The sequence below is a fragment of the Pseudomonas sp. GM33 genome (assembly GCF_000282295.1).
GTDB classification, from domain to species: Bacteria; Pseudomonadota; Gammaproteobacteria; order Pseudomonadales; family Pseudomonadaceae; genus Aquipseudomonas; species Aquipseudomonas laurylsulfatiphila.
On record NZ_AKJO01000070.1, the window covers coordinates 1 to 17006 of the forward strand.

13 protein-coding genes are annotated in these 17006 nt (G+C 59.9%); 9 read left to right on the forward strand and 4 right to left on the reverse strand.

Going from position 1 to position 17006, the window contains the following annotated elements:
• Positions 1 to 55: 55 nt before the first annotated feature.
• The 4 genes from PMI26_RS19815 to PMI26_RS19800 form a co-directional block, all read right to left on the reverse strand.
• Entirely contained in the window at positions 56 to 805 is a 750-nt protein-coding gene (locus PMI26_RS19815) for a FadR/GntR family transcriptional regulator (protein WP_015093478.1), read from the reverse strand.
• Positions 806 to 900: 95 nt separating this feature from the next.
• The gene (locus tag PMI26_RS19810; protein ID WP_007973040.1) at positions 901 to 2628 is read right to left on the reverse strand and encodes an ABC transporter ATP-binding protein/permease; all 1728 of its coding nucleotides are present in this window, start codon (positions 2626 to 2628) and stop codon (positions 901 to 903) included.
• Positions 2629 to 2725: 97 nt separating this feature from the next.
• The gene (locus PMI26_RS19805; RefSeq protein WP_007973041.1) at positions 2726 to 3286 is read right to left on the reverse strand and encodes a response regulator transcription factor; all 561 of its coding nucleotides are present in this window, start codon (positions 3284 to 3286) and stop codon (positions 2726 to 2728) included.
• The gene (locus PMI26_RS19800) at positions 3279 to 4541 is read right to left on the reverse strand and encodes an ATP-binding protein (protein WP_007973043.1); all 1263 of its coding nucleotides are present in this window, start codon (positions 4539 to 4541) and stop codon (positions 3279 to 3281) included. The genes PMI26_RS19805 and PMI26_RS19800 overlap by 8 nt, the downstream gene beginning before the upstream one ends.
• Positions 4542 to 4848: 307 nt before the next feature.
• Here PMI26_RS19800 and PMI26_RS19795 point away from each other — a divergent pair, with 307 nt between their 5' ends.
• From PMI26_RS19795 to PMI26_RS19755, 9 genes are all read left to right on the forward strand, one after another.
• On the forward strand, positions 4849 to 5565 hold the full coding sequence (locus PMI26_RS19795; RefSeq protein ID WP_007973044.1) for an SIMPL domain-containing protein: 717 nt from the start codon (positions 4849 to 4851) through the stop codon (positions 5563 to 5565).
• A gap of 446 nt (positions 5566 to 6011) precedes the next feature.
• Positions 6012 to 7637 (forward strand): ABC transporter substrate-binding protein, encoded by a 1626-nt coding sequence (locus PMI26_RS19790; RefSeq protein ID WP_007973045.1) that lies wholly within the window; start codon positions 6012 to 6014, stop codon positions 7635 to 7637.
• Between the two features lie 303 nt (positions 7638 to 7940).
• Complete coding sequence (locus tag PMI26_RS19785) at positions 7941 to 9542, forward strand: ABC transporter substrate-binding protein (protein WP_007973046.1); 1602 nt, start codon at positions 7941 to 7943, stop codon at positions 9540 to 9542.
• Between the two features lie 173 nt (positions 9543 to 9715).
• Entirely contained in the window at positions 9716 to 11149 is a 1434-nt protein-coding gene (locus tag PMI26_RS19780) for an OprD family porin (protein ID WP_007973047.1), read from the forward strand.
• Positions 11150 to 11227: 78 nt separating this feature from the next.
• Complete coding sequence (locus PMI26_RS19775; protein WP_007973048.1) at positions 11228 to 12823, forward strand: ABC transporter substrate-binding protein; 1596 nt, start codon at positions 11228 to 11230, stop codon at positions 12821 to 12823.
• Between the two features lie 73 nt (positions 12824 to 12896).
• On the forward strand, positions 12897 to 13907 hold the full coding sequence (locus tag PMI26_RS19770) for an ABC transporter permease subunit (RefSeq protein ID WP_007973049.1): 1011 nt from the start codon (positions 12897 to 12899) through the stop codon (positions 13905 to 13907).
• A 10-nt stretch (positions 13908 to 13917) separates the two neighbouring features.
• Positions 13918 to 14829: an ABC transporter permease subunit gene (locus PMI26_RS19765; RefSeq protein ID WP_007973050.1), complete on the forward strand. Its 912-nt coding sequence runs from the start codon at positions 13918 to 13920 to the stop codon at positions 14827 to 14829.
• A 10-nt stretch (positions 14830 to 14839) separates the two neighbouring features.
• Positions 14840 to 15808, forward strand: coding sequence for an ABC transporter ATP-binding protein (locus tag PMI26_RS19760; protein WP_007973051.1), 969 nt, complete (start codon positions 14840 to 14842; stop codon positions 15806 to 15808).
• Positions 15808 to 16788: a peptide ABC transporter ATP-binding protein gene (locus tag PMI26_RS19755; RefSeq protein ID WP_007973052.1), complete on the forward strand. Its 981-nt coding sequence runs from the start codon at positions 15808 to 15810 to the stop codon at positions 16786 to 16788. Before PMI26_RS19760 ends, PMI26_RS19755 begins: the two co-directional genes overlap by 1 nt.
• The last annotated feature ends 218 nt before the right edge of the window (positions 16789 to 17006 follow it).

Genomic DNA, 17006 nt, shown 5'->3' on the forward strand with positions numbered 1-17006 from the left:
CGAGCCTGCTCGCGATGACGGCTTACCGGACGATGAGTCGCCCGAAGCAGTAAGACTAACCCCGCTGCGCCTCAGCCTCTTCATGGGCATGGCGCAACCGTTCACGACTGTTGGTCAGGTGCAAACGCATGGCGGCCCGCGCCGCATCGGAATCCTGACGGGCAATGGCATCGTAGATTTCCTCGTGCTCACGGCTCAGGCGCCCCATGTAGTGCTGCTGGTCGTCATGGGCCAGGCGTGCGGAATTCAACCGTGTGCGCGGGATAATGCTGGTGCCCAGGTGGGTCATGATGTCGGTGAAATAACGGTTGCCGGTGGACAGCGCGATTTCGAGGTGGAAGGCGAAGTCCGAAGCCACGGCATCACTGGCGTGGGCGGCGCTTTCATTCAACGCATCGAGGGCGGCGCGCATGTTGGCCAGTTGTTCCGGACTGCGGCGTTGCGCCGCCAGCCCGGCAGACTCCACTTCGAGACTGATACGCAACTCCAGGATCGCCAGCACATCGCGCAAGGTCACCACGGTCGCCGGGTCGATACGAAAGCCACTCGGGCTCGGCGTGTCGAGCACGAAGGTGCCGATGCCATGGCGGGTTTCCACCTGGCCGGCCGCCTGCAGACGGGATATCGCTTCGCGCACCACCGTGCGGCTGACACCATGGGCATCCATGATGGCCGACTCGGTGGGCAACTTGTCGCCACGCTTGAGATGGCCGTCGCGGATCTGCTCGGACAGCACCGTCACCAGTTCCTGAGCGAGGCTGCGACGCTTGCGTGGGAGGCGTGGTGTGTCGATCGGGTTTTCCATGGTGTACATCGGTCTCGAAAGTTTCGGCGGCTGAAAGCGCATCATAGCGCAACGCGGTTGTACGATCACCACCGCCCCATGTAGGAGCGAGGTGTTTATGCGGTCACGGCCTGGTCCACCAGATGACCATTCTCGATACGAACATGCCGCGGATGGAAGCGCTTGAGGCTGCTGCGATGGCCGACGCTGACAATGCTCAGCCCCGGCAATTCATCGATCAGCGCCTGATACAGCGTGGCCTCGTCTTCCTCGTCCATCGCCGAGGTCGCTTCGTCCATGTACAGCCATTGCGGTGCATAAAGCAGCGCACGGGCAAAGGCCAGGCGCTGCTGCTCACCCGGAGACAACATGCGCTGCCAGTGGTTGGCTTCGTCCAGGCGGGCAATCAGGTGCGGCAAACGACAGGTTTCCAGCACCTGCACGTAGCGCTCGTTCGGATAGGTATCGCCGGGCTGTGGATAACTGAGGACATCACGCAGGGTGCCAATCGGCAAATACGGCTTTTGCGGCAGGAACAGGTAACGCGCCGATGGCAGGCGAATACTGCCGTGGCCGGTCGGCCACAGGTGTCCCATCGCCCGCAGCAGGGTCGACTTGCCGCTGCCGGAGCGACCGCTGAGCATCACGCGCTCGCCCTCCTCCACGGTCATCTCGGCGTTGGTCAGCAGGTGACGACCTTCCGCCAGGTCGAGGCCGAGGTTGTGCACCTTCAGGACGGAGCCCGAATTCTGCACGTCGATGGCGGGGGCACGCTCTTCATTGTCACGCATGGCCTGGTGGAAGCTCAGCAGACGATCACAGGTGGCGCGCCAGGAAGCGAGGCTCTGGTAGGCGCTGATGAACCAGCTGAAGCTTTCCTGCACATTGCCGAACGCCGAGCTGATCTGCATCAGTTCGCCCAGTTCGATCTTGCCTGAGAGGTAACGCGGCGAGGCCACGATGAACGGGAAGATGATGGCTGCCTGGCTGTAACCGGCGGTGAAAAACGTCAGGCGCTTGGACACCTTCATGATGTCCCAGAAGTTATGCCAGACCATCCCGAAGCGACTGCTCAACCGCCGATTTTCGTTCGGTTCGCCGTTATACAACGCGATGCTTTCGGCATTCTCGCGAATCCGCACCATGGAGAAACGCAGGTCGGCTTCGAAGCGTTGTTGTTGGTTGTTCAGACCGATCAGGCGTCGACCGATCAAATGCGTCAGCCAACTGCCCACCACGGCGTAAACCAGCACGCACCAGAACATGTAGCCGGGAATGGTGATGCCGAACACTTCGATACTGCCCGATACGCCCCACAGAATGATCGAGAACGACACCAGGCTGACGATATTGCGCAGCAGCCCGATACCCAGTTCAAGGGTGTTGGAGGTGAAGTTGTTGAGGTCTTCGGAAATCCGCTGGTCCGGGTTATCGGTGTAACCGCCCTGCTCCAGCTGGTAGTAGTTTTTGTCCGCCAGCCAACGGCTGAAATGCTTTTCGGTGAGCCACGCCCGCCAGCGGATCGTCAGCATCTGCGTCAGGTAGAGCCGATACACCGCGCCGACGATCGCCACCGCCGCAATCGCACAGAAATACAGGATCAGTTGCCAGAATGCTGCCTCGTCCTTCTTTTGCAGCGCGTTGTAGAAGTCCTTGTACCAGGTGTTGAACCACACCGAGATCCCGACGCTGATCAGCGACAGCGCAATCACCGCGATCAGCAGCGTCCAGGCCTTGACCTTCTCTTCACTGCGCCAGTAAGGCGTGATCATTGCCCACACTTTGCGAAAAAAATGCCCGCGCACGGCGTCGTTGACCGCGGAATACTCAGCGTTCTGATTCATGGATAAGGCTCGATAAAGAAAAGAACACGCACGAACCGATCATAGATGATCGGTCCGGTTTGTCGCGAGAAACGGCCCGCATTCGTTCAGCGCAGGTTCAGCGGCGAACGGGGCGCTTCTGCAGTTTGCGCTGCAGGGTGCGGCGGTGCATGCCCAAGGCGCGGGCAGTGGCGGAGATGTTGCCTTCGTGCTCGGTCAGCACGCGCTGGATGTGCTCCCACTGCAGGCGGTCCACGGACATCGGGTTTTCCGGCACCAGGCTGTCGAGGTCGGCGTGTTCGGACAGCAGCGCCGCCAGCACGTCGTCGGCGTCAGCCGGTTTGCACAGGTAGTTGCAGGCACCGCGCTTGATCGCCTCGACAGCGGTGGCAATGCTCGAATAACCGGTGAGAATCACCACGCGCATTTCCGGGTCCATTTCCAGCAACTTGGGCAACAGCACCAGGCCCGAATCGCCGTCCATTTTCAGGTCCAGGGCGGCGTAGTCCGGCAGATCGGCCTTGGCCAGTTCCAGGCCTTCTTCGGCGGAACCGGCGGTGCTGACGCGAAAACCGCGGCGGGCCATGGCGCGGGCCATGACGCGGGTGAATGTGGCGTCGTCATCGACCAGCAACAAATGCGGCAGTTCTTCGCCTTCGACTTGGATCTCTTCACTCATGTTCGTCTCCTCGGGCGACACGGGGAAGGCGCAGCTCGGTGAGCGTGCCGCCTTCCTCATGACTGTAGAGTTTCACTGAGCCGCCGGCGCGTGTCACGCTGGCCTTGCTCAAAAACAGGCCCAGGCCGAAACCTTTGCCCTTGGTGGTAAAAAACGGCTTGCCGATTTGCTCGGCGATGGCCAGCGGCACACCGGCGCCATGGTCACGGATGCTGATGGTGAGGTTTTCCCAATCCCAGTCCAGCGTCACCTGTAGCCCTTCGGGGCAGGCATCGGCAGCGTTGTTCAGCAGATTGAGCAACGCCTGGGTCAAGTCCGGCGGCGGCGCCATGCGGGGTACCGGGCCCTGGCCGAGGCGCTGGAAGCGATAGCTGGCTTCCGGGCGCATCAGGTGCCAGCGATTGAGGGCTTCATCAAGCCAGTCGGTGACGTCCTGCATCTCCACCGCCAACCGACGATTGGCCTCTGCGGCGCGCACCAGATGTTGCAAGGTCTCCTTACATAGCTTGACCTGATCCTGCAGCACGCTCAGGTCATCCTGCAACATCGGGTCAGAGTGGTCCTGACGCATTTCCTTGAGTAACACGCTCATGGTCGCAAGCGGCGTGCCCAGTTCATGGGCGGCACCGGCGGCCTGGGTGGCGACGGCCAACAGTTGCTGATCGCGCAAGCCTTCTTCGCGACGAATGGCGCGCAGTTCTTCCTGACGACGCAGCTCTTCGGCCATGCGCGCGGCGAAGAACGTGATGACCGCAGCCGCGAGGGCAAAGCTCAACCACATCCCGTACACCTGCAGGTTTTCCCGGGCGATGGGGAAGGTTTGCAGCGGATAGAACTGCGCCAGCAACAGTGTGTACATCGTCAGCGCGATCCCCGAGAGGATCACGGAATAACGCCATGGCAACGTCACGGCGGCAATGGTCAATGGCACCAGGTAATAGGAGACGAAGGGGTTGGTCGAACCACCGGAGAAATACAGCAATGCGCTGTGGATAAACAGGTCGCAAGCCAGTTGCACGGCGTATTCGAGCTCGGTCACCGGCCACGAGGTACGCAGGCGAATCGCTGTGAACACGCACAGCAGCATCGAACAGGCGAGGGTCGCAGCCAGTTGAAACCAGGGCAGAGGCAACAGTTCGAGCCAGTAAGCCAGGCCCACGGAACCGGCTTGGGCGGCCAGCACCAGTGTGCGGATGAATGTCAGCCGCCAGAGGTTCTGGCGAGTGGCGGAAGTGATTTGAACGGGGGCGAGCATGAGCTCTCCTGATGAGCGCTCCAGGCGGATCGCAGGGAGTATAACCAAGCGCGGGGGCTGACAGGCAAAAGTGCGGCAAACGGCCACAGTGTGGGAGCGAGCTTGCTCGCGAAAAACCAGAGCGCGCCACGGGGTGCCAGACTTGCCGCGTATTCGTTGACGACCTTCGCGAGCAAGCTCGCTCCTACAAAGGGCCGTGTGCATCTGTATAGAAGTTGTAACTGTGCGAACCAGAGCATAAAAGCTAGAGTCTGATGGTTTCACGCAGGTCCGGACCACACCCCTGCGCACCTTTCAAGGAGCCTTCATGCACACATTCCGCCGCAGCGCCGCCCTCCTCGCCCTGAGTCTCGGCACCGTCGCCAGCCTCCCGGCCCTGGCCGCCGACGAACTGCATTACAACCAGATTTCCCTGCGCGCCGAAGTCAGTCAGGAAGTGGCCCGCGATCTGATGATCGTGACGCTCTACACCGAAGAACAGAACAGCGACCCGGCCAAACTCGCCGCCGACATCAGCACCACCATGAACAAGGCACTGGCCCAGGCCAAGCAGGTCAAGGACATCACCCTGCGTCAGGGCAGTCGCAACAGCTACCCGATCTACGACACCAAGGGCCAGAAAATCACCGGCTGGCGTGAGCGCGCCGAATTGCGCCTGGAAAGTTCGGACTTCGCCGCACTGTCGAAGCTGACTGGCGAGCTGCTCACTGACCTGAAAATGGGCGGCATGGACTTCGCCATCGCCACTCCGACCCGCCAGGCCAGTGAAGACGCCCTGCTCAAGGACGCCGTGAGCGCCTTCAAGGCCCGCGCCCAACTGGCCACCGATGCCCTCGGCGGCAAGAGCTACAAAATCGTCAACCTGAACCTCAACAGCAACGGTTATCCACAACCGTACCTGCGCGCACCAATGATGATGAAAGCCGCCGCCATGGACAGCGCACCGGTGACGCCGGATGTCGAGGCCGGCACCAGCCAGGTCAGCATGACCGCCGATGGCTCGATTGAAGTGCTGATGCCTTGAATCGATAGCCCGCAGACAAGAACGGCGATCACTAAATGATCGCCGTTTTTTTTGGCAGTTTTCCGGCATGAGCTATAACTGGATAGGTCCTCCCGAGAAATGCCGTCGATTGGCCACTATCGGTGCAACAATAACCACTCTTATTCACGCCATGCCCACCCCACAATCCGGGGTATGAATAAGTAACACCCCCGCCCCACGCGGGAGCAACCCGAGTCAGGCGCGCACTGTAAAAGTGCGTCACTTGCACCGTAAAAACGCCGCGCAAACGGTCAAATGCGTCAGGAATTATACAAATGCGACATTAAGGTACGTTCGTGCCACCGTTTAAGGCTTGTAGTCACTCTGGATCTTGCATTGGGTATGGCCCCTGCATAAGTATCCGCAGGCACGACTCACGAGGTCGTCCTCTAATTCCAAAAATGACAACAAATCATGAGGCCACCATGCTTAAACAAGCGGTCATTCCGTTTTTAGTCGGCGCCAGCCTGTTGGCTAGTGCACCGTTCGCTCAAGCTGCGACTAACCTGGTGTTCTGCTCCGAAGGGAGCCCGGCCGGTTTCGATCCAGGTCAATACACCACCGGAACCGACTTCGACGCCTCTGCAGAAACCATGTTCAACCGCCTCACCCAGTTCGAGCGCGGCGGCACAGCTGTCATTCCAGGTCTGGCGACCAGCTGGGACGTCTCCGATGACGGCCTGACCTACACCTTCCATCTGCGTGAAGGTGTGAAGTTCCACACGACCCCATACTTCAAGCCGACTCGTGAGTTCAACGCCGACGACGTGCTGTTCACCTTTAATCGCATGATTAACAAGGATGATCCGTTCCGCAAAGCGTACCCGACCGAATTCCCGTACTTCACCGACATGGGGATGGACACCAACATCACCAAGATCGATAAAGTCGACGACAAAACTGTCAAGTTCACCCTCAAGGACGTTGATGCCGCGTTCATCCAGAACATGGCCATGAGCTTCGCCTCGATCCAGTCCGCCGAGTACGCTGCCCAGCTGCTCAAGGAAGGCAAGGCCGCCGACATCAACCAGAAACCGGTCGGCACCGGCCCGTTCGTGTTCAAGAGCTACCAGAAAGACTCCAACATCCGCTACACCGGGAACAAGGACTACTGGAAGCCTGACGACGTGAAGATCGACAACCTGATCTTCGCCATCACCACCGACCCGTCGGTACGCATCCAGAAGCTGAAGAAGAACGAGTGCCAGGTCACCCTGTTCCCTCGTCCGGCCGACCTGAAGGCGCTGAAAGAAGACAAGGACCTGAAACTGCCTGACCAGGCCGGTTTCAACCTGGGTTACATCGCCTACAACGTGATGCCCAAGGTCAAGGGTCAAACCGATGCCAACCCGCTGGCCGAGCTGAAGGTTCGCCAGGCATTGGACATGGCGGTCAACAAGCAACAGATCATCGACTCCGTGTACCAGGGCGCCGGCCAACTGGCCGTCAACGCCATGCCGCCGACCCAGTGGTCCTACGACACCACCATCAAGGATGCGCCGTACAACCCTGAGAAAGCCAAAGAGCTGCTCAAGGAAGCCGGCGTGAAAGATGGCACCGAAATCGTGCTCTGGGCGATGCCGGTACAGCGTCCATACAACCCGAACGCCAAACTGATGGCAGAAATGCTGCAGTCCGACTGGTCCAAGATCGGCCTCAAGGTCAAGATCCAGAGCTACGAGTGGGGCGAGTACATCAAGCGTTCCAAAGGTGGCGAGAACCAGGCGATGCTGATTGGCTGGAGCGGTGACAATGGTGATCCGGACAACTGGCTGAACGTGCTGTTCGGCTGTGACTCGCTGGAAGGCAACAACTTCTCCAAGTGGTGCGACAAGAAGTTCGACGACATCGTCAAGCAGGCCAAGCGCACTTCCGACCAGGCCAAGCGCACCGAACTGTACAAGCAGGCGCAACACGTCCTCAAAGATGCAGTCCCAATGACACCTATCGCTCACTCGACGGTGTTCCAACCTATGCGCGCCAACGTGCAGGACTTCAAGATCAGCCCATTTGGCTTGAACTCCTTCTACGGCGTCAGCGTCAGCAAATAAGGTTTTGCAACGGCGACGTTTCTGACGTCGCCGTTGCTTTATCTACCGAGCAAGCAGGAATTTGCCTACATCCAAATCCGCAGCTGACTACAGCATCGGGTGAGGACGCGTCGCCATTTCCTACGAGTCTTTAGGACTCTACGCATTTACTGCCGGACCCGTGGCTCATACCGTCGGGATCCGACCAGTACACGCGTGGGTCATCGGTTACTGCTGCGTGCATGGCTTGAAATCAGTGATGCCTCCACGTCTACGGACGGAGCGACCGCTCATTGACAACACTTTGAGAGAAAAGGGAGCGTTATGCGCCATACCTTGGTTTTATCCGCATTGCTGGGCACCGGCCTGTTGGCCGCCACCTCCATCAGCCAGGCCGCCAACAACAGCCTGGTATTCTGCTCCGAAGGCAGCCCCGCCGGTTTCGACACGGCGCAGTACACCACCGCGACCGACAACGACGCCGCCGAACCACTGTACAACCGGCTGGCAGAGTTTGAAAAAGGCGCGACCAACGTCGTACCGGGCCTGGCCACGAGCTGGGACATCTCCGAGGACGGCCTCAAATATACGTTTCACCTGCGCGAAGGGGTGAAGTTTCATACCACCAAATACTTCACGCCAACCCGCGACTTCAACGCCGACGACGTGCTGTTCACCTTCAATCGCATGCTCGATCCGCAACAACCTTTTCGTAAGGCTTATCCGACAGAGTTTCCGTACTTCAACGGCATGAGCCTGAACAAAAACATCGCCAAGGTCGAAAAGACCGGGCCACTGACCGTGGTCTTTACGCTCAACAGCGTGGACGCCGCGTTCATCCAGAACATCGCCATGAGCTTCGCCTCCATCCTGTCGGCTGAATACGCCGACAAGCTATTGGCCGAAGGCAAGCCGAGCGACATCAACCAGAAGCCGGTCGGCACCGGGCCGTTCGTGTTCAAGAGCTACCAGAAAGACTCGAACATCCGCTACACCGGCAACAAGCATTACTGGGCTCCTGACCGGGTCAAGCTCGACAACCTGATTTTCGCCATCAACACCGACGCCTCGGTTCGCGTGCAGAAACTCAAGGCCGGCGAGTGCCAGATCACCCTGCATCCGCGCCCTGCCGATGTGCCCGCACTGAAGAACGACACGGCCCTGCAACTGATCGAGAAGCCTGGTTTCAACCTCGGCTACATCGCCTACAACGTGCGCCACAAGCCGTTCGACCAGCTCGAAGTGCGCCAGGCGCTGGACATGGCGGTGAACAAACAGGGCATTCTCAACGCCGTTTACCAAGGTGCGGGGCAACTGGCGGTCAACGCCATGCCGCCGACCCAATGGTCCTACGACGACACGATCAAGGACGCCGCCTACAACCCGGAAAAAGCCAGGGAATTGCTCAAGGCCGCCGGCGTCAAGGAAGGCACTGAAATCACCCTCTGGGCCATGCCGGTCCAGCGTCCGTACAACCCCAACGCCAAGTTGATGGCCGAAATGCTCCAGGCTGACTGGGCGAAGATCGGTCTCAAGGTCAAGATCGTCAGCTATGAGTGGGGCGAGTACATCAAGCGCACCAAAAATGGCGAGCACGACATCAGCCTGATCGGCTGGACCGGTGACAATGGTGATCCGGACAACTGGCTGGGCACGCTATACAGCTGCGATGCCATTGGCGGTAACAACTACTCGATGTGGTGTGATCCGGCTTACGACAAGCTGATCAAGCAGGCCAAGGTCGTCACCGACCGTGACCAGCGCACCCTGCTCTACAAACAGGCGCAGCAGTACCTCAAGCAGCAGGTGCCGATCACGCCAGTCGCCCACTCAACGGTCAACCAGCCGCTGAGCGCCAAAATCGAAGGGTTCAAGGTGAGCCCGTTCGGTCGCAACGTGTTCTCGGGTGTCAGCATAGAAAAATAACCGATTAGCCAGAAATGCCGGGGGGCGGATTTTCCGCCCTCACGCAGACGCTTTGCCGTCTTTTGCCAATTTGGCCGACAGCAAACGTTTGCGATGCCATGAATGAGTTCTAAACCAATAGCCGGATCACAAAAAAAGACCGGTATAAAAAAAGAAAGTAAGGAGCTTTACCCATGAAACTGAGCAGCACCGCGTTATTGGCCTTGGCCATAAGCAGCGTAACCGCCACGGCTTACGCAGAAACCCAAAGCCAGGCTTTCACCCCGGTTACCGTGAACGAGAAGAACGCCCAGAGCGAAGCCACCGGTTTTGTCGAAGGCCAGTCGATCACCGGCACCACGCGTAACTGGTACGCCAACGAGCAACTGAAACGTGGTGCAAAATTCAAATACAACGATCACGGCACGCTGACCAATACCGATCGTCGTATCAACTGGGTCCAGGGCACTATCGTCAAATACAACTCGGGCTTCACCGAAGGGACTGTCGGTTTCAGCACCGAAGTGGCGGCCTACAACGCCATCGCACTGGACCGGGATCGTAAAGACCTGGCCTCCGGCAACGGTGGCGCACCGGGCACTCGTCCAAGCGCAGGCAACAACCGTACCCTGACCAAAGAAGGCGGCGACGCTCAAGGCCAGTGGAGCAAAGTGGGCCTGGCCAACGTCAAGGCCCGTGTCTCCAACACCACCCTGACCGCCGGCCGCATGAACTTCAGCAGCCCGATGGTCGACGTGATCGGTAACCGCGCACTGCCTTCGAGTTTCGAAGGTGTGGCCATCCACAGCGAAGAGCTGAACAACCTGGCCTTCGACCTGGCCACCTTCGACCGCAACTCACCGCGTACCGAAGAAAGCCAGCGTAAATTCCGCACCGAATACGCCAACGGCATCGTCGAGACCGATCACGTCTACACCGGCGGCCTGACCTACACCCCATTTGCCAGCCTGACCACCAGCCTCTGGGCGACCCAGGCGGAAGATATCTGGAACCAGTACTACTTCGGCGCTTCCCACGTTCTGGGCGACAGCCAGGTACTGAGCCTGACCACCGGCCTGAACTACTACAAAACCCAGGACACCGGTAAGGCCCTGATCGGCACTATCGACAACGACACCTACTCCCTGTCGTTCGGCCTGACCCACCAGGCCCACACCCTGACCCTCTCGTACCAGGAAGTGAACGGCAACGAGTACTTCGACTACCTGCACGAAACCAACGGCATCTACCTGGCCAACTCCCTGCTGTCGGACTTCAACGGCCCGAACGAAAAATCGTTCCAGGTTGCCTACGGTCTGAACATGGCCGAATACGGCGTGCCAGGCCTGAAGTTCAACATCTACCAGGCGCGCGGCTGGGGTATCGACGGCACTCACTACACCGGCAACGGCGGCGTGCCCGGCAAGGGTTACGACGGCATCCAGTCCCAGGATGGCGAACACCACTATGAATACGGCATCGGCGCAACCTACGCCGTGCAGAGTGGCCCGCTCAAGGCCACCACGATCCGCGGTACCTACACCGCTCACCGTGCCAGCGAAAACCAGGCTGACGGCAGCATCAACGAGTTCCGTCTCGTGACCACGGTTCCGTTCAACATCCTGTAATGCTCGCGCCTGACGGCTGATTCAATGACGAATCGGCCGTTCGGCTTTTGTCCTTTAACTGATTGCAGAGGGTTCTTGATGAAAATGCTTCCCCTACGTGCGGCCATCGCGGCCGCGTTGCTCAGTGTCGCTGTCGGCGTCTCGGCCAAACCCTTGGTGGTTTGCACCGAAAACAGCCCCGAAGGCTTCGACATGGTCCAGTACACGACTGCAGTCACAGCCGACGCCGTGGCCGAAACCATCTTCAATCGCCTGGCGGACTTCAAGCCCGGCACCACTGATGTGATTCCGGCACTGGCCGAATCCTGGGACATCAGCGAGGACGGTCTGACGTACACGTTCCACCTGCGTAAAGGCGTCAAGTTCCACACCACCGAATACTTCAAGCCGACCCGCGACATGAATGCCGACGACGTGGTCTGGAGCTTCCAGCGTCAGCTGGACCCGAACCACCCATGGCACAAGCTGTCGAGCGTAGGCTTCCCGTACTTTGAAAGCATGGGCTTCAAGGAACTGCTGAAAAGCGTCGAGAAAGTCGACGACAACACGGTCAAGTTCACCCTGACTCGCCGCGAAGCGCCGTTCCTGGCCGATATCGCCATGGCGTTTTCTTCGATCTACTCCGCCGAATACGCCGACCAGTTGCTCAAGGCCGGCAAAACCGGCGATCTGAACAACAAGCCCGTCGGCACCGGCCCGTTCGTCTTCCAGCGCTACAACAAGGATGCCCAGGTTCGTTTCAAGGCCAACCCGGATTACTTCCGTGGCAAGGCACCGGCTGACTCATTGATCTTCGCCATCGCCACCGACAACAACGTGCGCCTGCAGAAGCTCAAGGCCAACGAATGCCAGGTCGCGCTGTACCCGAAACCGGACGACATCCAGAGCATCAGGAAAGACACCAAGCTCAAAGTCGACGAACTGAACGCGATGACCGTTGCGTACATCGCCATCAACACCACTCACAAATACCTGAGCGACGTGCGTGTGCGTAAAGCCATCGACATCGCCTTCGACAAGGAAGCAGCCGTCAACGCGCTGTTCGGCAAAGGCAATGCGACCGCGGCGGTCAACCCGTTCCCGGACACTCTGCTGGGCTACAACCACGACCTGAAGAACCCGCCCCGTGACCTGGACAAGGCCCGCGCCCTGCTCAAGGAAGCCGGCGTACCGGAAGGCACGGTATTCACCCTGTTCACCCGTAACGGCGGTGGTGCCACCAACCCGAACCCGATGCTTGGCGCGCAGATGATGCAAGCCGACCTGGCCAAGGTCGGGATCAAGATCGACATCCGCGTGATGGAATGGGGCGAAATGCTCAAACGCGCCAAAAACGGCGAGCACGACATGGTTTCCGCCGGATGGGCGGGCGATAACGGCGACCCGGATAACTTCCTTACGCCTATGCTCAGTTGTGAAGCGGCCAAGAACGGAGAAAACTACGCACGCTGGTGCAATGACAAGTTCCAGGCGCTGATCGATCAGGCCCGGGAAAAAACCGACCCGGCCGAACGTGCAGCGCTCTACGAGCAGGCCCAGGTTATTTTTAACCAGGACCAGCCATGGATCAGCATGGCGCACACTAGAATGTTTACCGCAATGCGCAACAACGTAGAGGGCTATCACATTAGCCCCCTCACCACGAACAACTTCGCCACCACCCAGGTGAAGTAGATAAGAAAACTCCCGGCATTCCTGACGCAGGGATGCCGGGCACGCCTAACCGGCTGATGAGGTACACCTTACGATGTTTAGTTTTATTGCCCGCCGACTGGGGTTACTGATCCCCACGTTTTTCGGCATCACCTTGCTGACATTCGCGTTGATTCGCATGATCCCTGGCGACCCCGTGGAAGTCATGATGGGCGAACGCAGAGTCGACCCGGAAATGCACGCTCAGGCAATGGAACGCCTAGGTCTGAACAAACCCCTGTATGCCCAGTACCTGGATTACATCGGCAAACTGGCCCACGGCGACCTCGGGGAATCCCTGCGTACCCGTGAAAGCGTCTGGAACGAATTCACTTCCCTGTTCCCTGCGACCCTGGAGCTGTCCATGGCCGCCCTGCTGTTCGCCGGCATCCTGGGCCTTCTGGCCGGGGTGATCGCGGCACTCAAGCGAGGGTCCCTGTTCGACCATGGGGTGATGGGTGTCTCCCTGGCGGGATACTCGATGCCGATCTTCTGGTGGGGCCTGATCCTGATCATGTTCTTCTCGGTGAGCCTGGGCTGGACCCCGGTATCCGGACGGATCGACCTGCTCTACGACATCGAGCCACGCACCGGCTTCATGCTGATCGATACGCTGCTGGCCAACGAGCCGGACGCCTTCTTCGACGCCCTGCACCACCTGATCCTGCCGGCCATCGTGCTAGGGACCATCCCGCTGGCGGTGATCGCACGGATGACCCGCTCCTCGATGCTCGAAGTACTGCGTGAAGACTACATCCGCACCGCCAAGGCCAAGGGCCTGTCGCCGTCGCGCGTGGTGTTCGTGCACGGCCTGCGTAACGCGCTGATTCCGGTACTGACCGTGGTCGGCCTGCAAGTCGGCACCCTGCTGGCCGGTGCGGTCCTGACCGAAACCATCTTCTCGTGGCCCGGCATCGGCAAATGGCTGATCGAAGCCATTGGCGCCCGAGACTATCCCGTCGTGCAAAACGGCATCCTGTTAATCGCCTGCCTGGTGATTCTGGTCAACTTCGTAGTGGACATCCTCTACGGCTTTGCCAACCCACGCATCCGTCATCAGCGCTGAGATCATGACCATGACCACTCCAATTCCATCGGTAGCAGTCGATCAAAGCCTGCTGTACCCGTCTCCGTACAAAGAATTCTGGCAAGCGTTCTCCAAGAACAAAGGCGCCGTCGCCGGCCTGATGTTCATGCTGCTGGTGATTTTCTGCGCCATCTTCGCCCCGTGGGTCGCCCCCCACAACCCGAGCGAGCAGTACCGCGATTTCCTGCTGACCCCGCCGGCCTGGCTGGAAGGTGGGCAACTGCAGTTCCTGCTCGGTACCGATGAACTGGGTCGCGACCTGCTGTCGCGCCTGATTACCGGCTCGCGCCTGTCGCTGCTGATCGGCTTGTCGTCGGTGGTGATGTCGCTGATCCCGGGGATCCTGCTGGGTCTGTTCGCCGGGTTCTTCCCGCGCGTGCTCGGCCCGACCATCATGCGCCTGATGGACATCATGCTGGCCCTGCCGTCCCTGCTGCTGGCCGTGGCGATCGTCGCCATCCTCGGCCCTGGCCTGATCAACACCGTGATCGCCATCGCCGTAGTGTCCCTGCCGTCCTACGTTCGTCTGACCCGCGCCGCGGTGATGGGCGAACTGAACCGCGACTACGTGACCGCCGCGCGCCTGGCCGGTGCCGGCCTGCCACGCCTGATGTTCGTCACCGTGCTGCCCAACTGCATGGCGCCGCTGATCGTTCAGGCCACCCTGAGCTTCTCTTCGGCGATCCTCGATGCCGCCGCACTGGGCTTCCTCGGCCTTGGCGTACAACCGCCAACGCCTGAGTGGGGCACCATGCTGGCTTCGGCCCGCGACTACATCGAACGCGCCTGGTGGGTGGTGAGCCTGCCTGGTTTGACCATTTTGCTCAGCGTGCTGGCAATCAACTTGATGGGTGACGGCCTGCGCGACGCGCTGGACCCGAAACTCAAGAACGCCGCCTGAGGAGATTCCCATGTCACTGTTAGAAATCAAGAATCTCAACGTTCGCTTCGGCGACAAGAACGCCACGCCAGTGGTCGACGGCCTCGACCTGAAAGTGGACAAGGGCGAAGTGCTGGCCATCGTTGGCGAGTCCGGTTCCGGCAAGTCCGTGACCATGATGGCGCTGATGGGCCTGATCGAGCACCCCGGCATTGTTACCGCCGACTCGCTCAGCTTTGACGGCAAGGACATGCTCAAGCTGAACAATCGCCAACGTCGGCAGATCGTCGGCAAAGACCTGTCCATGGTCTTCCAGGATCCGATGACCGCGCTGAACCCGAGCTACACCGTCGGCTTCCAGATCGAGGAAGTGCTGCGCCTGCACCTGAAAATGTCCGGCAAGGCGGCCCGCAAGCGTGCGATCGAACTGCTGGAAAAAGTTGAAATCCCGGGCGCAGCCAGTCGTATGGACGCCTACCCGCATCAATTGTCCGGCGGTATGAGCCAGCGTGTCGCGATTGCCATGGCGATTGCCGGCGAACCGAAACTGCTGATCGCCGACGAACCGACCACGGCACTCGACGTGACGATTCAGGCGCAGATCATGGACCTGCTGCTGGCGCTGCAGAAAGAGCAGAACATGGGCCTGGTGCTGATCACCCACGACCTCGCGGTCGTGGCCGAAACCGCCCAGCGCGTGTGCGTGATGTACGCCGGCCAGGCGGTCGAAGTCGGTCAGGTGCCGCAACTGTTCGACATTCCGGCCCACCCGTACAGCGAAGCGCTGCTCAAGGCGATTCCGGAACACAGCCTGGGGGCCTCGCGCCTGTCGACCCTGCCGGGCATCGTTCCCGGTCGCTACGACCGTCCGCAGGGTTGCCTGCTGTCGCCACGCTGCCCGTACGTGAAAGACAACTGCCGTCAACAACGTCCGGCCCTTGACCAGAAAAGCAACAGCCTCGCTCGCTGCTTCTACCCGCTGAACCAGGAGGTGGCGTAATGGCCGTCGTTCTTACCGCCCGCGACCTGACCCGTCACTACGAGGTGTCCCGAGGCCTGTTCAAGGGCCACGCCACCGTGCGCGCCCTCAACGGCGTGTCGTTCGAACTGGAAGCCGGCAAGACCCTCGCTGTCGTCGGTGAATCCGGTTGCGGCAAATCCACCCTGGCCCGTGCCCTGACCCTGATCGAAGAGCCGTCCTCGGGTTCCCTGAAAATCGCCGGCCAGGAAGTGGCAGGCGCCGACAAGGCCCAGCGCAAGCAACTGCGCAAAGACGTGCAGATGGTGTTCCAGAGCCCGTACGCCTCGTTGAACCCACGGCAGAAAGTCGGTGATCAGTTGGCCGAGCCGCTGTTGATCAACACCAACCTGAGCGCTGCGGAGCGCCGTGAGAAAGTCCAGGCGATGATGAAACAGGTGGGCTTGCGTCCCGAGCACTACCAGCGTTATCCGCACATGTTTTCCGGTGGTCAGCGCCAGCGGATCGCCCTGGCTCGCGCGATGATGCTGCAACCCAAAGTGCTGGTGGCAGACGAACCGACCTCGGCGCTGGACGTGTCGATTCAGGCACAGGTGCTCAACCTGTTCATGGATCTGCAGCAAGAGTTCAACACCGCCTACGTGTTCATCTCCCACAACCTGGCGGTGGTTCGCCACGTGGCCGACCATGTGATGGTGATGTACCTGGGTCGCCCGGTGGAAATGGGCACGAAAGAGGACATCTACTCCCGCCCCCTGCACCCCTACACCCAGGCACTGTTGTCGGCGACGCCCGCCATCCACCCGGATCCGGACAAGCCGAAAATCAAGATCGTCGGCGAGTTGCCTAACCCGCTGAACCCGCCACCGGGCTGCGCCTTCCACAAGCGCTGCCCGTATGCCACTGCGCGTTGCAGCACTGAAGAGCCGGCCCTGCGCCTGCTCGACAATCGCCAGGTGGCCTGCCACTACGCCGAGCAATTCCTCGACGGCGCGGCATAAAACTGTGGGAGCAGGCTGACTCCCATAGGGATTGAGTTGCTCAAATTCTTGAAGCGTCAACCAAACCCCTTCTCATTCGATTGCGCATCAATCGATACAGGAGGGGTTTTCTTTTGCCTGTCGAGTGGTGATTGAGCGTCGCTGTTTTGCAGAAACGCACCTGTCATTCCTGAGAGCTTCGAACGCTCAGCCGTTTTGTTTGAATCCTGTCGGTGAGT

Bases quoted from the DNA above. Each gene is read 5' to 3' on its own strand.
- PMI26_RS19815 (WP_015093478.1), bottom strand. From the start codon at position 805: ATGGAAAACCCGATCGACACACCACGCCTCCCACGCAAGCGTCGCAGC.
- PMI26_RS19810 (WP_007973040.1), bottom strand. From the start codon at position 2,628: ATGAATCAGAACGCTGAGTATTCCGCGGTCAACGACGCCGTGCGCGGG.
- PMI26_RS19805 (WP_007973041.1), bottom strand. From the start codon at position 3,286: ATGAGTGAAGAGATCCAAGTCGAAGGCGAAGAACTGCCGCATTTGTTG.
- PMI26_RS19800 (WP_007973043.1), bottom strand. From the start codon at position 4,541: ATGCTCGCCCCCGTTCAAATCACTTCCGCCACTCGCCAGAACCTCTGG.
- PMI26_RS19795 (WP_007973044.1), top strand. From the start codon at position 4,849: ATGCACACATTCCGCCGCAGCGCCGCCCTCCTCGCCCTGAGTCTCGGC.
- PMI26_RS19790 (WP_007973045.1), top strand. From the start codon at position 6,012: ATGCTTAAACAAGCGGTCATTCCGTTTTTAGTCGGCGCCAGCCTGTTG.
- PMI26_RS19785 (WP_007973046.1), top strand. From the start codon at position 7,941: ATGCGCCATACCTTGGTTTTATCCGCATTGCTGGGCACCGGCCTGTTG.
- PMI26_RS19780 (WP_007973047.1), top strand. From the start codon at position 9,716: ATGAAACTGAGCAGCACCGCGTTATTGGCCTTGGCCATAAGCAGCGTA.
- PMI26_RS19775 (WP_007973048.1), top strand. From the start codon at position 11,228: ATGAAAATGCTTCCCCTACGTGCGGCCATCGCGGCCGCGTTGCTCAGT.
- PMI26_RS19770 (WP_007973049.1), top strand. From the start codon at position 12,897: ATGTTTAGTTTTATTGCCCGCCGACTGGGGTTACTGATCCCCACGTTT.
- PMI26_RS19765 (WP_007973050.1), top strand. From the start codon at position 13,918: ATGACCACTCCAATTCCATCGGTAGCAGTCGATCAAAGCCTGCTGTAC.
- PMI26_RS19760 (WP_007973051.1), top strand. From the start codon at position 14,840: ATGTCACTGTTAGAAATCAAGAATCTCAACGTTCGCTTCGGCGACAAG.
- PMI26_RS19755 (WP_007973052.1), top strand. From the start codon at position 15,808: ATGGCCGTCGTTCTTACCGCCCGCGACCTGACCCGTCACTACGAGGTG.